General features: G+C 35.6%; 17 protein-coding genes. 16 read left to right on the forward strand and 1 reads right to left on the reverse strand.

Going from position 1 to position 15,805, the window contains the following annotated elements:
• The first annotated feature begins 185 nt into the window (after nt 1–185).
• Nucleotides 186–1,031 (forward strand): YtnP family quorum-quenching lactonase, encoded by an 846-nt coding sequence (locus MKY37_RS17785; protein WP_340779034.1) that lies wholly within the window; start codon nt 186–188, stop codon nt 1,029–1,031.
• 348 nt (nt 1,032–1,379) lie between these two features.
• Here MKY37_RS17785 and MKY37_RS17790 read toward each other — a convergent pair whose 3' ends face one another.
• A complete protein-coding gene (locus MKY37_RS17790) occupies nt 1,380–1,694 on the reverse strand; it encodes a hypothetical protein (RefSeq protein WP_340779035.1) in 315 nt (104 codons plus the stop codon).
• A 158-nt stretch (nt 1,695–1,852) separates the two neighbouring features.
• Between MKY37_RS17790 and MKY37_RS17795 the strand changes: the two genes are divergently transcribed.
• The 15 genes from MKY37_RS17795 to MKY37_RS17865 all read left to right on the forward strand — a co-directional run bounded on the left by MKY37_RS17795 (nt 1,853) and on the right by MKY37_RS17865 (nt 15,424).
• On the forward strand, nt 1,853–2,926 hold the full coding sequence (locus MKY37_RS17795; protein WP_340779036.1) for a M42 family metallopeptidase: 1,074 nt from the start codon (nt 1,853–1,855) through the stop codon (nt 2,924–2,926).
• 95 nt (nt 2,927–3,021) lie between these two features.
• On the forward strand, nt 3,022–3,543 hold the full coding sequence (locus tag MKY37_RS17800) for a DUF84 family protein (RefSeq protein WP_340779038.1): 522 nt from the start codon (nt 3,022–3,024) through the stop codon (nt 3,541–3,543).
• Nucleotides 3,544–3,606: 63 nt separating this feature from the next.
• Nucleotides 3,607–4,119, forward strand: a complete 513-nt coding sequence (locus tag MKY37_RS17805; RefSeq protein WP_340779039.1) for a hypothetical protein — start codon at nt 3,607–3,609, stop codon at nt 4,117–4,119.
• Nucleotides 4,120–4,132: 13 nt separating this feature from the next.
• Nucleotides 4,133–4,444 carry a thioredoxin family protein gene (locus MKY37_RS17810; protein ID WP_340779041.1) on the forward strand — a complete coding sequence of 104 codons (312 nt, stop codon included), beginning with the start codon at nt 4,133–4,135 and terminating at the stop codon, nt 4,442–4,444.
• A 58-nt stretch (nt 4,445–4,502) separates the two neighbouring features.
• Nucleotides 4,503–5,318 (forward strand): DUF1444 family protein, encoded by an 816-nt coding sequence (locus tag MKY37_RS17815; protein ID WP_340779042.1) that lies wholly within the window; start codon nt 4,503–4,505, stop codon nt 5,316–5,318.
• A complete protein-coding gene (gene ytpR / locus MKY37_RS17820) occupies nt 5,315–5,920 on the forward strand; it encodes a YtpR family tRNA-binding protein (RefSeq protein ID WP_340779043.1) in 606 nt (201 codons plus the stop codon). Before MKY37_RS17815 ends, ytpR begins: the two co-directional genes overlap by 4 nt.
• A 964-nt stretch (nt 5,921–6,884) precedes the next feature.
• Nucleotides 6,885–9,368 (forward strand): DNA translocase FtsK, encoded by a 2,484-nt coding sequence (locus tag MKY37_RS17825; protein WP_340779045.1) that lies wholly within the window; start codon nt 6,885–6,887, stop codon nt 9,366–9,368.
• A 441-nt stretch (nt 9,369–9,809) separates the two neighbouring features.
• The gene (gene murC, locus MKY37_RS17830; RefSeq protein ID WP_340779047.1) at nt 9,810–11,111 is read left to right on the forward strand and encodes a UDP-N-acetylmuramate--L-alanine ligase; all 1,302 of its coding nucleotides are present in this window, start codon (nt 9,810–9,812) and stop codon (nt 11,109–11,111) included.
• A 142-nt stretch (nt 11,112–11,253) separates the two neighbouring features.
• Nucleotides 11,254–11,724: a DUF948 domain-containing protein gene (locus MKY37_RS17835; protein WP_340779048.1), complete on the forward strand. Its 471-nt coding sequence runs from the start codon at nt 11,254–11,256 to the stop codon at nt 11,722–11,724.
• Nucleotides 11,725–11,738: 14 nt separating this feature from the next.
• Nucleotides 11,739–12,314 carry a YtxH domain-containing protein gene (locus tag MKY37_RS17840; protein WP_340779049.1) on the forward strand — a complete coding sequence of 192 codons (576 nt, stop codon included), beginning with the start codon at nt 11,739–11,741 and terminating at the stop codon, nt 12,312–12,314.
• Between the two features lie 214 nt (nt 12,315–12,528).
• Nucleotides 12,529–12,804 carry a hypothetical protein gene (locus MKY37_RS17845; protein WP_340779052.1) on the forward strand — a complete coding sequence of 92 codons (276 nt, stop codon included), beginning with the start codon at nt 12,529–12,531 and terminating at the stop codon, nt 12,802–12,804.
• A gap of 209 nt (nt 12,805–13,013) precedes the next feature.
• The gene (locus MKY37_RS17850) at nt 13,014–13,658 is read left to right on the forward strand and encodes an HAD family hydrolase (protein ID WP_340779053.1); all 645 of its coding nucleotides are present in this window, start codon (nt 13,014–13,016) and stop codon (nt 13,656–13,658) included.
• Nucleotides 13,658–14,275, forward strand: a complete 618-nt coding sequence (locus tag MKY37_RS17855) for an NUDIX hydrolase (protein ID WP_340779054.1) — start codon at nt 13,658–13,660, stop codon at nt 14,273–14,275. Before MKY37_RS17850 ends, MKY37_RS17855 begins: the two co-directional genes overlap by 1 nt.
• 38 nt (nt 14,276–14,313) lie before the next feature.
• Nucleotides 14,314–14,589, forward strand: a complete 276-nt coding sequence (locus MKY37_RS17860) for a histidine kinase (protein WP_340779055.1) — start codon at nt 14,314–14,316, stop codon at nt 14,587–14,589.
• Between the two features lie 136 nt (nt 14,590–14,725).
• Nucleotides 14,726–15,424 carry a uridine kinase family protein gene (locus tag MKY37_RS17865; RefSeq protein ID WP_340779056.1) on the forward strand — a complete coding sequence of 233 codons (699 nt, stop codon included), beginning with the start codon at nt 14,726–14,728 and terminating at the stop codon, nt 15,422–15,424.
• The last annotated feature ends 381 nt before the right edge of the window (nt 15,425–15,805 follow it).

Here is a 15,805-nt window from a genome sequence, read left to right on the forward strand (position 1 = left end):
TTGTTTTTTTGCAACGAATCTGTGTGAAGAATGTATGCAAATAAGTAGGGGTCCACAAGACCACTGCTAAACAAAGTTAAAGCCTCCGGCGGATGTCACAGATTTTTAGAGGAATTTATCGAGCGAACTCGATAAAAATCTGGACGCAAATATGCTGGGGCATATTTGAAAGGGGACTTCGGAGAATGGACACATTTAAATTTCATGAAATGTCATTCACATGGTTAAAGGGAGGAACAACTTTTATGGACGGGGGTGCCATGTTTGGAGTTGTCCCAAAGCCATTATGGGAAAAGAAATATCCTGTTAATGAGAAAAACCAGATTGAACTACCATCGGATCCGTTACTGATCCAATATAAGGGGCAAAATATTTTAATGGAATCAGGCCTTGGTTATCGAAAAATGACCGAGAAACAATTACGAAACTATGGGGTTTCCGATCAATCACAAGTGGAAGATAATCTTGTAGAATTAGGCTTATTACTAGAGGACATCCATATTGTCATTATGACTCATCTCCATTTCGATCACGCCTGTGGTCTGACAAAATGGGAAGGAAACCAAATTGTATCCACTTTTCCAAATGCCAAAATATATGTATCCGATGTTGAATGGCATGAGATGAAAAATCCCAATATTCGCTCCAAAAATACATACTGGAAAGAAAATTGGGAGGCAATTGAAAGTCAGGTAATTCCGTTTACAAATTCTCTTGAGGTAGTAGATGGAATCGAAATGATTCATACCGGAGGACACAGTGACGGACATAGTATTGTTGTATTCAAGCAAGCGGAGGATACTGTAATACATATGGCAGATCTTATGCCTACCCATGCGCACCAAAATCCGCTTTGGGTTCTTGCGTATGACGATTATCCAATGACATCTGTATATGCGAAAGAAAAATGGGTCAAACAAGCACTTCAACAAAATTACTGGTTCAGCTTCTACCATGATGCCTTCTATCGAATGATCAAATGGTCCGAGGATGGAAAAGAAATAATGGATTTAGTTGAGAGAAGTCGATGAATAAAAAACGAGCAGTGACATTTAGTCATCGCTCGTTTTTTATTTTTGTGAATAATTATCCAATTTCATCCAAAGTTTTACGGATTTATTAAAAGTAATGGATAAATTTACCGCTCAGCAAGTAAATCACATTTGAGAGCAAGTAAACAAACAATGAGCAAAAGTAAATTATAGAGGAAAGCAAGTAATTGGAGGGTCAAAGCAAGTAAATAGTCTTAGAGATAAAGATTTAATCAGTGAGAGTTTTTCTAATGAGATAAATGGTAAGGATATTTTAATCGTGACGATTGAAAGATAAGAAAATGGCTAATCATAATAGAAATCATGACCAACCATTCTTTCCAGAGCTTAAATCTTCACCAAATCGACGACGGATCCTGTTTTTGCATCTGCTGCAAACTCAAATTGCTCAAGTTCACCGTTTTTTACTCGAGAAATTCCACCTTTATACACATTCATACTAATGGCTTCTTTTTGAAATTTCTCAGGCGTCATATATATCCATGATCCATCAATTGGACCCTCTTGTTTAAAAGAATTTTTAATTTCGTTTAATACTAACTCTGCTGAACGATTGAAATCCATCTTATTTGTAGCTTTGCTGGCAATAACACCAATAACAATTCCAGTTCCAAGTCCCATCATATAATCCTTTAATTTCATTAGTATTCCTCCCTATCTCATTTTTTTTAGTGTATCATACATCCTCGTTTCGATTAAATTTTTCGGTTCACGAAGTTTTAATGTAGTAAACGAACCGATCTTTTATTACAATAGAATGTGAAGATAATTTTCTACATAGCTTTAGGAGGCTTTTTTATATGAATGAAGAGACGCGCTCACTATTTAAAACGTTGACAGAACTACCAGGAGCCCCTGGAAATGAGTATGCTGTTCGTGCCTTTATGCGCAATGAACTGACTAAATATTCAGATGAAATTGTTCAGGATAATTTAGGTGGAATATTTGGGCTTAAAAAAGGGGACGAAAATGGTCCAAAAATTTTAGTTGCAGGTCATATGGATGAAGTTGGATTTATGGTTTCTGGAATCACCGATAATGGAATGATTCGTTTTCAACCATTGGGCGGTTGGTGGAGCCAGGTTTTACTTGCGCAAAGAGTAGACGTTGTCACTAAAGATCAAACAATTCCTGGAGTAATCGGTTCTATTCCTCCACACTTGTTAAGCGACGAGCTACGAAACAAACCGATGGATATAAAAAATATGCTAATTGATGTTGGAGCAGATGATAAAGAGGATGCTCTACGAATGGGTATTAAACCAGGAGATCAAATCTTACCGGTTTGTTCATTTACACCAATGGCAAATGATAAAAAAATTATGGCAAAGGCTTGGGACAATCGTTATGGCTGTGGTTTAGCAATTGAGCTTTTAAAAGAAGTACAAAATGAGCAATTGCCGAATATGCTTTATTCTGGTGCGAATGTTATGGAAGAAGTTGGTCTTAGAGGTGCACAGGCATCTGCGAACATGATTAATCCTGACTTATTCTTTGCCCTAGATGCAAGTCCTGCAAATGATGCTTCTGGTAACAAAAATGAGTTTGGACAACTAGGAAAAGGGGCATTACTACGAATTTTCGATCGTACAATGGTGACGCACCGTGGTATGCGTGAATTCGTTTTAGATACGGCAGAAACACATAAAATTCCATATCAGTATTTCATCTCACAGGGCGGAACAGACGCTGGACGTGTTCATACATCGAATGAAGGTATCCCAAGTGCAGTAATCGGTATTTGCTCACGATATATCCATACGTCAGCTTCTATTATTCATACAGATGATTATGCTGCAGCGAAAGAGCTTATTGTAAAACTAGTTAAGTCATGCGATCGTACAACTTTGGAGACAATTAAAGCGAATGTATAAATGAACAAATTTTCAACAGAAAATATAATTTAACTTCGACAATTTTAAAAGATGCCTCCCGGGGCATCTTTTTATCTAGAAAGGGGGATTAATGTATGAAAATATTAATAGGTACACATAATAGAGCTAAAACAAAAGCGGTTCAAGCGATTTCAAGTATTTATTATCCAAATGCTAAATTTGAGAATATAGAAGTTCCATCCCTAGTTTCCGATCAACCATTGAGTCAGGAAGAGACAAGGCAAGGTGCTATTAACCGAGCCAAGCATCTTATGGAAGATACAGATGCTCTGTTTGGAATAGGTTTAGAAGGTGGAGTTCAAGAAATAGATGGCCAGATGTACATTTGTAATTGGGGTGCCCTGGTGACACAAAAGGGAGATGTTTTTACGGCTACTGGAGCTGGAGTTCCACTGCCTAAGGAATTAGCAGAACAATTACTAGGCGGTGCGGAACTTGGGCCTGTAATGGACGTCTATACTAATAAGAACGATATTCGACATGATGAAGGTGCAATTGGTGTATTTTCAAATGGACTTGTTAATAGAAGTACTATGTTTGAGCATATAATGCTTTTATTGATAGGGCAATTTGAATTTGCCAATAAGCCCAAGTAGTTGCAACTGTAGAAAATCATCGTTAAAATATATACCAGTTATGCACTGAATGGAGGAAAGGGAATGGCTCGAAAATGGATGCGATTCTTGATCGCGTCACTAGCTGTCATTTTATTAGCTGGATGTTCTTCTCTGGAAGAACAGTCTCTAGATGGGCTTGAGAATGCAAAAGTAGTGTTTCAAGACGATGCAGAAAAACCAAATGAAAAAGTGAATGATATGAATATATTTATACCTAGTGGTTTTTCAATAGAGGAAGAATCGGATACGACGAATATTATTCTTTCAAAAGGAAATGATTCATATATTCTCTTTATTAATCCAAATGAATTACAGAGCAGTCAACTATACTATGATTTAATGACGTCAGATAGTAATCTAGAAGTATTAGATGAAAAAACATTTGAGCAAAATGGTCGATTTGGATTTGCTGCAATTATTGAAAACAGTAAAGAAAAGTATGAGCTTATAACGAGTATTGGTGGTATTAAATTAACAACTATTTCAGAGCAACAAAATATTGCCAATAACTTAGAGGACATGATGCTAATTGTGAGGTCAATTTCAACAAACTAGAGGAGTGATACATATGGAAAACCTAGCTTCAATAGAACAATTCGAACAGTTAAAGCAGCAAGGAAAAGTCGTGTTTAAATTCACAGCCGGCTGGTGTCCAGATTGTCATTTTATCGATCCATTTATGGGTGAGGTAGAAGAAAAATTTACGGATATCACTTTTATATCTGTAGACCGTGATCAGTTTATCGATTTATGTATCGAGCTTGATATATTTGGTATTCCTAGTTTCCTAGCATTTGAAAATGGCGAAGAAAAAGGTCGATTTGTTAGTAAGGATCGTAAAACTAGGGAAGAAATTGAATCATTTCTTCAATCGATTTAATCCATCAAAACGGTTCACCTAGTGGACCGTTTTGTTTTATGAAAGGAAAAGATAAAAGATGAAAGCACTTGAACTAGTAAGACTCTTAAAAACAAAGCTTTCCGAAGATCTATATACGTATGATTATAATAGAGAAACAAATAAGCTCAGATTGACTCATAAAGCAACAGGAAAAGGAATTGAGATTTCAGTTCCTCCAATTTTAGCTAAATATGAAACGAAAAAAGAAGCGGCGATTAATGAGGTAGTGTATACGATACACGAAACATTTAAAGCTATGGAAAAAGAGATGGCTGGTGAAATAGATCCATCATTTTCGGTATATCCAGTTATTCGTTCCACTTCTTTTCCACTTAATTCTAATGAGGGTAATCGTTTTATCACGAAGGATCATACAGCAGAGACTCGTATTTACTATGCAGTTGATCTAGGTAGCACTTACCGTTTACTAGATGAAAAAATGTTGGCGGATTGGAAAATAAGAGAGACAGAAGTACGTGAACGAGCACTCTTCCAAGTAAGAAATTTAGAAAATCACTTTAAAACAGATGAGGTAGCAGGCAATATTTTTTATTTCTTTAATAATAACGATGGATACGATGCAAGTCGTATACTAAACGAATCGCTATTAAAAGAGATGAAAAAGAAAATTACCGGAGATATGACTATTTCTGTACCCCATCAAGATGTTATGATAATTGGTGATATAAGAAATGAAACAGGTTACGACGTTCTAGCGCAAATGACGATGCATTTCTTCACCGTAGGAATCGTACCGATTACTTCATTATCTTTCATCTATGACAATGGAGATTTAGAACCAATATTTATCATGGCGAAAAATCGAGTATCAAAGGAGAACGAAGACAAATGAATATTTTTTACAACAAACCTGGAGTTGGAGATGTATTATTAATCCAATTAACACCTGAAAAAAAACAAAAAGTTATAACGGAAACAAATGGCGATGTTACGCAAGTAAAAGATGCACAAACAAACGAAGTGTTGGCTATCAACATTTTTGAATTCAGTAAATATAAAGAACTGGATGTACAAGGTAATGTTCCTTTAACTGCTGAAATAGTAGAAGCTGTACAACAAATTTTAACGAAAAATGACGTTTCTTTTACCTTAGAAGTGGATCTATCTCCTAAGTTTGTAGTCGGCCATGTGGACTCGTTAGAACAGCACCCAAATGCCGATAAATTAAAAGTATGCCAAGTAAACGTTGGGGAATCTACGTTGCAAATCGTATGTGGTGCACCTAACGTAGAAGCAGGACAAAAAGTAGTAGTAGCTAAAGTAGGTGCAGTAATGCCTTCAGGAATGGTTATTAAAGACGCTGAACTTAGAGGTGTTGCATCGAGTGGTATGCTATGCTCTGCAAGAGAATTGGCGATTCCAAACGCTCCAGAAGTAAAAGGAATTCTTATTTTAGACGAGCAAAAAGAAGTTGGAAGTGAATTTTTAGTTTAATGAATGAAAAGCATGCCTTATAGGTGTGCTTTTTTCGTTAATGAACAAAACAGTACATATAATGACCTCTATGATTTCCCCTTCAGGCGGACGCTTACCGTAGTCGTTCCCACAGCCTATTTCGCTGCAGGTCTTCACCTAACGCTAATCTCTCTGGAGTTACCGCCTTGCGATCCAATCATTTAAGTGAGTAGTTATTATTAATTAAAGTAGCCTTTATGAAAAACACGATGAATATGCAGGGTCATTTAAAGGCACTATGCTTTGCAGTCTCCCTCGTGACTAGAGAACAAACGATTAGTAATACGATTCTACACATTTAGTCTGTGAATTAGCAAAAAAATAGTTAAATTATCCATTATGCAAGAAATAAGACGTTTCTGGAAAACTAGTAAAAAAACCTTCCTATTTATAGAACAAGCGCCCGAAGATATAATTTCGGTCGCTCTAACGCCACTCTATATGATAGATACCAGTTAATTTTATGTCGTATACTTTTTGACTAGTAGAAGAAATACATAAGAAATGACCTGAGGGAGGTGTCTGCCAGACAAACGCCAAAAGAGAGGCTGGTCGTGACTCAGTCACCACCTGCCTCTCAAAAAAACAATCGGTAATAATATTGCAAGTCTGTCCAAAGCACTTCGGAAACTAAACAGGTTTTGAACTTAAAGCACTGGGTCTCTTGGTTCGGTTATCCTAAATTGGAATAGTTAGTAACACTCCACTTATCTAATTAAGACGATACATGAATTTCAATGTTGGTTAATGATGTTCATATGTTATTTTACTTGCGAATCGGAATATTTATCCATTAATTTCGACCTCCCAATACATAAGTGGCATTTTCGGGATAGGTAAAATTGTAAAACACATGATTTTTTTCCCATTCTACCTCATAAATACAGACGAAACCTATTATTATTGGTAGAATAAGAGGTATCTTTTAGAAAGAGTGATGAATTTGAATTGGTTAAAAAAACTATTTGCATCAGAAGAAAAAGAATATGAAGAGGAATACAAAGAGCAGCAACAAATAGTACATTCTAAAGCGAAGAAAACTCCTTTTCGTTTCCCGTTAATATCAGATGAAGAGAAAAATGAGACATTATATGGATATCCAAAGGAAGAAAAAATAGTTGAAACATATAAAGAAGAACCTTATTTCAAGGAGCCCGAATATAAACCATTACATACACAAAACTTATGGCAGCAAAGAGCGCAACCTACTGTAATACATCGGGCAGAGAAGAAAATAGTAGAGGAAAAAAAAGTAGTAGATACTCCCGTTATAAATCGAAAGAAAAGAGCATTCACACCTACAGAAGTGCCTTCTCCGATTTATGGATATTCCAAAACAACAATAGATAATAAAGTAAAAGAAAAAGAGATTTTAGTAGAAAAAGAACAAAAAACGGATACGGTAAGTTCAGAGGTACTATTTAATCCGGAACCAATTAGTCCAGTACAAGAAGTGGTGGAAGAAGTAAGCCATGTAATTCAAGCAAGTGAAGTTGAACAATTTGTCCAGGGAAATGAAGTAGAAGAAGTTCGAGAGGTTGAAGTAGTACAGGATGACCTACAACTAACTGAGCTTGTAGAAGTTGTACAAGCAGAGGTAGCTGTAACGCAAGCACAAGATACAATTGAACCAGTTCATAATGAAGTGGAAGATGCACAAGAGGTTGAAGTAGTTCAGGATGATTTACAAGTAACTGAGTTAGTAGAAGTTGTACAAGCAGAGGTAGCTGTAACGCAAGTACAAGAAACAATTGAACCAGTTCAAAATATGGAGATCCTAGAAACAGAAAAACCTGTGAAAGAAAACATTAGACCTTTTAATGTACTAATGTTGAAATCAGATAAAAGTAAAATGAATAGAATAGATACTATGAACAAAATATCCCCTGTTGCAAAGAAAGCGGTCACTACAACAGCGCCATCAATTCAACAGGAACAAAAACAAATGATTGAGCAGGTTCAAGTGAATAAGCAAGAAATAGAGCCAATAGTAGTGGAAGAGCAAGAAGAAATCCAAACAAATTATGTAAGACCATCTTTTAGTCATTTACTTCCGCCCGAAATGAATGTGGAGGATAAAGAATGGATGGAGGAACAGGCATTCACGTTAGTAGATACGCTATCTCATTTTCAAGTTACGGGTGAAATTGTTCAAATGGTACAGGGACCAGCCGTCACCCAATTTGAAATTACAGTTGGTCAGGGGACTAAAGTAAGTAAAATACGTAACCTAGCGGATGACCTAAAGCTTGCATTAGCAGCAAAGGATATTCGAATTCAAGCACCTATTCCAGGAAAGAGCTCAATAGGAATTGAGATACCAAACAGAAAATCTCGTGCAGTGCGCTTATCTGAAGTAATAAATACAGATACATTTTTACACTCAGAATCCCCGCTAGAGGCGGCCTTAGGATTGGATCTTACAGGCAAACCAGTGACATTGGATTTGCGTAAAATGCCGCATGGACTAATTGCGGGAGCGACTGGATCTGGGAAATCTGTATTTATTAACTCATTATTAGTAAGTCTGTTGTATAAAGCGACGCCTGATGAAGTAAAATTATTACTAATCGATCCAAAAATGGTTGAGCTTGCACCATTTAATCATATTCCCCATCTTGTCAGTCCAGTCATTACGGATGTAAAAGCCGCAACTGCTGCATTGAAATGGGCAGTGGAGGAAATGGAACGACGCTATCAATTGTTTGCACATATTGGTGTGCGAGATATTACTAGGTATAATACGCTTGCTACAGAAAAGCGGCAGTTTGCGCAAAAACTGCCTTATATTGTCATTGTAATTGATGAGCTTGCTGACTTAATGATGATGGCGCCTACAGAAGTAGAGGACGCTATATGCCGAATCGCACAAAAAGCAAGAGCATGTGGCATACATTTAGTATTAGCTACACAGCGTCCTTCAGTAGACGTAATTACTGGTCTGATCAAAGCTAATATCCCTACACGAATTGCATTTTCTGTATCCTCACAAATTGATTCGCGTACCATTTTAGATCAGCAGGGCGCGGAACGTTTGCTAGGAAAAGGAGATATGCTTTATCAAGGGAATGGTATGTCTAGTCCTGTACGTATCCAAGGTACGTATGTCTCAGATGATGAAATTGAAAGTGTTATTGAATATGCTAGAAGTCAAGGTAATCCAGATTATATGTTTGAGCAAGAGGAGCTTCTCCAAAAAGAAATTACTTCTGAGCAGGATGATTTATTTGAAGAGGCTTGCCGTTTTATCGTAGAGCAAGGCACTGCATCCACTTCGTTATTACAACGTAAATTCCATCTAGGATATAATCGAGCAGCTCGTTTAATAGATGCCATGTATGAAAATGGATATATTACGGAGCAAAAGGGAAGTAAGGCAAGAGATGTACTATTAACGAGCGATACGCTAGATGAAATATTTAGTTAAAATTGTTTATCACGCTTTAATAGGCAAGGTCGATTAAAGTCGCCACTTCCTGTGGCAACATCGGCACTAGTACGTCCTGTACTTCGTACGATTCCCGATTCAGTGTATGTCCCAATCAACAAAGCGAAAGTGGGAGATCAACTGCCCGTAAAGCTCGACGTAGAACTAGACGATAAGCGCCACATCGTGTGGCTTCGGTTATGTAACTCGCATTCTGCGAGCTACGGGCTAACAAAACGTTAATCACTCAGGCATTGCCGCAGGACGCGGTGTTTTTTTCCTGAGTACCATCAATCAGTGGGATAAAGAAAAAAACCACTGATTGAAGTTTCACTTTATTAAAGTTTTACAAGAAAAGTGATATAATTATAAATACGTCTAAATAGGCGCATGAAATATTTAATGTATATAAGTGGGGCGAATCCCAGGAGGTTTCTACGTATGACAAAGTACCATTTTACAGGCATTAAAGGGTCTGGAATGAGTCCATTAGCGCAAATTTTGCATGATACTGGTTATGAAGTACAAGGCTCTGATATTGAAAAATATTTTTTTACTGAAAAGCCATTACATGAGCGAAATATAAACATATTACTATTTGATGAATCGAATATTAAAGAGGGTTGGACTATTATTGCAGGAAATGCGTTTCCAGATAGTCATCCTGAGCTAGTTAAAGCTAAAGAACTTGGCTTAGAGGTAATTCGATATCATGACTTCTTAGGGAATTACATGAGCCAGTTTACCTCTATAGCAATTACTGGGGCTCATGGCAAAACATCGACTACTGGTTTGTTATCTCATGTTTTAAGTGGATACCAGCCCACATCCTATTTAATAGGGGATGGCACCGGAAAAGGTATGCTAAATGCTTCTAACTTTGTGTTTGAGGCTTGCGAATATCGCCGTCATTTTCTAGCGTACAATCCGGATTATGCAATCATGACAAATGTTGATTTTGATCATCCAGATTATTTCCAAGATATTGATGATGTATTCCAAGCATTTCAGTCAATGGCAATGCAAGTGAAAAAAGGCATCTTTGCTTGTGGAGATGACAAATACTTGCAACAGATTAAATCGGAAGTTCCTGTCGTATACTACGGTTTTGGGGAACATAATGATTTTGCTGCACGCAATATTGAAATTACACCAAAAGGTACATCTTTTGATGTATTTGTACGCAACGAATTGTATGATCGCTTCTCTATTCCATTGTTTGGTGACCATACTATTCTAAATGCTCTTTCAGTTATTTCTCTATGTCATTATGAAGGTGTCCCAGCAGATACTATTCAAAAAGGATTAGAGACTTTTGAAGGGGTTAAAAGAAGGTTTACGGAGACTATAGTAAATAATGATATTATCATTGATGATTATGCTCATCATCCCACGGAAATAAAAGCAACTATTCAATCGGCTAGACAAAAGTATCCGACTCATCAAATTATTGCGATTTTCCAACCACATACTTTTACAAGAACTCAAAAGTTTTTACAAGAATTCAGTGAGGCTTTGAGTTTGGCAGATAGAGTCTATTTATGTGATATTTTTGGATCTGCAAGAGAGAATGCAGGGAATTTAACTATAGCAACTCTTGGAGATATTATCGAAGGAAGCCATATTTTAACTGAAGAAAATGTAGGGGAATTACAGACAAAAGAACATTCTGTTTTCTTATTTATGGGAGCAGGGGACGTTCAAAAGTATCAACAAGCTTTTGAAGCAAAACTTAATAGCTAATAAAAAAGCTTAATCTATTTGGATTAAGCTTTTTTTTTGAAGGAAATTTAAAAGAAACGTAGTATAGTATAGGTAGGAAGTTTAATTTGATTTGATTAGGGTAAAATTGTATTAAGACATATGAGTTTTAGGAGGATGTAAAATGGAAAATCTTTTATACATAGCTGCTATTATAGCCGCTGTTGCATTTCTAATACTTTGTATTAGTTTAGCAATGACATTATTTTCAGTTAAGAAGACGCTTAATAATGTAGCAGACACATTAGATGGGTTAGAAACAAATTTACAAAACATGACAAAAGAAACTGCTGAACTACTTCATAAAACAAACGATTTAGCAGAAGATATTCAAGCTAAATCTGAGAAGTTAAATACGGTAGTCGATGCAGTTAAAAATGTGGGGACTTCTGTAAATGGATTTAATCATTCTATCCAACGCTTAACAACTTCTGTAACCTCAGAAGTGGAAAAGAATGAAGAAAAAATTGCCCAGGTTGTACAATGGAGTAACGTTTTCCTAGGAGTTCGCGACAAATGGAGAGAGCGTAAAGCTTTAGAACGTGCTGGGTATTATACTTACGATAACGATAACGACAACCATAAACCACTATAATCGGAGGGATTTACATGACAAATCAAAAACAAACTAAACCTAACTACAGTGAAGCAACTTATAATCATGAATATTATGCAAACCAACCATCTTATAATCAGCAAGGACATTCGAATTATCCACCAGTTCCATACTACAACAATGATTCAAGAGATGATATTTATCGTGACGAGGAAGTAAATGGTAAGGATTTTATCATCGGTGTTTTAATCGGGGGAATTATTGGGGCAACGACTGCATTATTATTAGCGCCAAAAACTGGTACAGAGCTTCGTGGAAATCTTTCCACTCAGGCCGGTCAGCTTAAAGAAAAAACAATGGACTTTTCATCTACTGCAAAAGAAAAAACAACACAGCTTTCTAAGCAAATTCAAGAGCAATCTGGTCAATTTGTTGAAAAAGTAAAAGCTATTAAGCCAAGTGCTTCTTCACCACTGGATGACGGTACAGCATCATCTGAGGGAGAAGAGCCAATGGAATTTATGGAAACTATCTCTCATACAACAGAAGAATTAACAGAGCAAGAAGAAAACGCAACAGCAATCGCAGAGGCTATTAAAGAAGCGGTTGTAGCTGAAGAAAAAAAGTAAACTTTTAAAAACACAAAATACAAAAGAGCATTGCTTTATGCAGTGCTTTTTTTATTTGTTTAAACAAAGCAAATTTCTTCAAAATGTGGAATTATGTATTGAAAAGAAAGCGTCAAGTAGGAATTATCATTTATGAAAGCTACATTGGAAGTTAATTTGTTAAAAGATTAAACTTTTATTAATCGGGCACGCTATTTAAGAGGTGAAATACGATATGAATTTTCCAATAATTCATACCAATTTTTGGGATGCTCTCATAGCTATACCTTTAATTATGATCCTAACTCAATTACTAAAAATATACTTTAAAATACCTAACAAATTTGTTCCCCTTGTTGCATTACTAGTAGGTCTAATAATTTCTATCTTCATTAGCCATCGTTATAACTTAGTAGCGGGCATTTTCATGGGTTGGTTTTATGGCAATGCAGCTATAGGAAATTACGCTGCTTTAAAAACATCATTAGTTGCATATAGAAATAAAAAGTAAAGAACTACTGCGATTAATATTTTTAACTGGGAAGTAAACGTTTAGAAGAAAAAAATTATAAAAGTACAAATACGCATTTCTATTAGAGAGGTACTCTTTATATTTCACAAAGTATTCTAATAATAAAAGAGAATTTAATAATAATATGGTAAGATTTGTTTATAAGGATCAAGAAAAATCATGAATCCTTTTATAATGATAGGAGACTGATGATGAGAGCTTTTATATTTGATTTTGATGGGACATTGGCTAATACATTGCCCATTTGTTTTTATGCTTTTCAAAATGTATTTAAAGAATTTGATCATAAGGATCTTAGTTCAGAAGACATAAAGGATATGTTTGGTCCTTCTGAAACAGGTATTATTAGAAATAACCTGTCCAATCCTAATAAGGAGGATGCTATAGAATATTATTACGAAAAATATTCTGAACATCATAAAAGTTTAGTAGAAAGTAATTCTGAAATTCTAGAATTATTGAAGTCCTTGAAAGAGCAATCTATAAAAATAGGGATTTTTACTGGAAAGGCAAAAAGAAGCTTAGATATTTCTTTAAAAGCATTAAAGATGGATGAATTATTTGACGTTATTATAACTGGTGATGATGTGCTAAATCCCAAGCCTAATTCAGAGGGTCTTCTAAAAGCTTTATCTTTATTAGGAGTAAATAATTCAGATGCAATTTATATAGGAGATAGTGATGCAGATGTGATTGCAGGGGTGCAAGCTAATGTCTATACAATTGGTGTACAGTGGTTACCGGAATACCAAACATCTACATTTAGCGAACAACCAAATTTAATCATAAAAAGTGTAAAAGAATTTAAAAGTTCCTTCAAAGTGGGTGTCTAATGAGTAACCAATGGTTGGAATGGGCAAAAAGAATTCAGGCTCTGTCTCAGTCTGGACTGGCTTTTTCAAAAGATATTTATGATATCGAACGTTATGAAGAATTACGTAATATAAGTATAGAAATTATAGCAGAACATACAGAACTCGATATGGATAAAGTTAGAGATTTATTTGCAAATGAAACCGGTTATCAAACTCCGAAAGTTGATGTCCGCGGTGTGGTTTTTAAAGATAATCAGATCTTAATGGTAAAAGAAAATATAGATGATAAATGGGCTTTGCCAGGAGGATTTTGTGATATAGGATTATCACCTTCTGAAAATGTAGTGAAGGAAATACAAGAGGAATCTGGGTTCGAGGTAATGCCAATTAGACTAGTTGCCTTATTGGATAAAAACAAACACCCACATCCTCCAGAAGCATATCATTATTATAAGTTATTTATATTATGTGAAATTATCGGAGGAAAACCAGCAATTGGTATTGAAACGAATAATATTAACTTTTTTTCGGAACATAATTTACCACAGCTTTCCACTAATAGGAATACAGAGTCACAAATTTTAACTCTCTTCGAATTTTTACGGAACCCTGAAAAAGAAACTATATTCGATTAACGTAAAGAGTAAGTTTGAATGAAAGTGAGGCTGATTTGATGAAGAGATATTTAGGCTCGATTTCATTGGTGTTGATCATTATATTTATCGTTTTAGCTTTTTTTATCCCGCAAGTATTGAATCCCTTACCTGAATCCTTGGACTTATGGTTGTTAATAGTATTACTATTGGGATCATTTTTCACTGCTCTTTTTAGTGTGAAAGGGCGTTTAAAAACAATTGCTTTACTTATTTCCTCTCTTGGTATGTTAGCTTTGTTAGTCTTAACTATTTTCGCTATTGGTATGATATTGTTTGGTAACTTTGGGACATAGACCAGATAGATATTTTAATACAACGTTTTCTTACTTACTATGCTAGGAAGTTGAAGGAGTTTTATTAAAAACATAGATAATATTTTTAGAAATGTAGCTATGAGCATCAATTTTGCGGAGCAAGTAGAGGTGAAATATGGATAAAATATTACATGAAATAATCAATTTGATTAGCAGGAAGGATAATAGAATAATTATTGGGATCTCGGGTCATGGTGCATCTGGAAAGACAACGTTTGCTAATAATCTTTTGAAGATTCTAGGACATGACATTGTGAATTATGTCAATACGGACCCATATATTATAGGCTCTTCTCTTAGGAAGTACGCTTTTATCGATTATGAATATAAGAACCAACTTCATCACGATAAAATGACAGCCTGTCATCATGCTGCACATAATATATTAGCTTTAGAGAGAGATATTCATATGATGAGAGATGGTTTGGATTTTTATACAATAGGTACGAGTTATACAAAGAGCATGCTGATTTCTTCGCAAAACAAAATAAATATTGTAGAAGGTATGAGCGTTGCATTTACAGATCCCGATTTGTATGATCTAAAGGTTTACTTATATACAGAGGGAGAAACTGAGCTAATGAGAAGAAGTTTACGTGATGTTTCTGAAAGGGGAACAGACATAAATTATTTAAGAAAATCTCATGAAGAGCGTAGAATTCAATATGAATTATTCATGCATCCTTATCTTCGAAACTTTGATATCGTTTTAAAAAACTCCAACGAAGAGTATATCCTTGAAAAAGGTAATTTTAATGAACTTGGAGAAAGAATATTTGAAGTATCAAAAATTGATGATTCAATCAGAAGATAAGATTTTCTCTGTTAAAACAAATATAGTTAATAATCGATAAAAGTGCCCAAACTGAATTTGGGCTTTTTTTAAAAGATTAAGTATAAAAATCTCCCGTGAACACAAGGCTCATGATACTTTAAGGAATGAATAATGCTAGTGATTTCCGTTACAACGCACTTTCATGTTTCGAAGCTAGCGTAGCGATGCAGAAACAGGTGGACGCGTTCTAGCTGAGCGAGGCCGAGCCTCCTCGCGGACCAGTACAGTGCTGGTTACGAATCGTCGACACATGCTGTAGATTTCTTGACCTTCGTTCCTAATAAACACTGCTTTTGGGTTCATGTCAAAACGCCATAAGATTACCGAAAAAAAGGGATATTGGTTGTGACTTCAGTCACA

The organism is Psychrobacillus sp. FSL K6-2836 (genome assembly GCF_038003085.1).
Classification (GTDB): domain Bacteria; phylum Bacillota; class Bacilli; order Bacillales_A; family Planococcaceae; genus Psychrobacillus.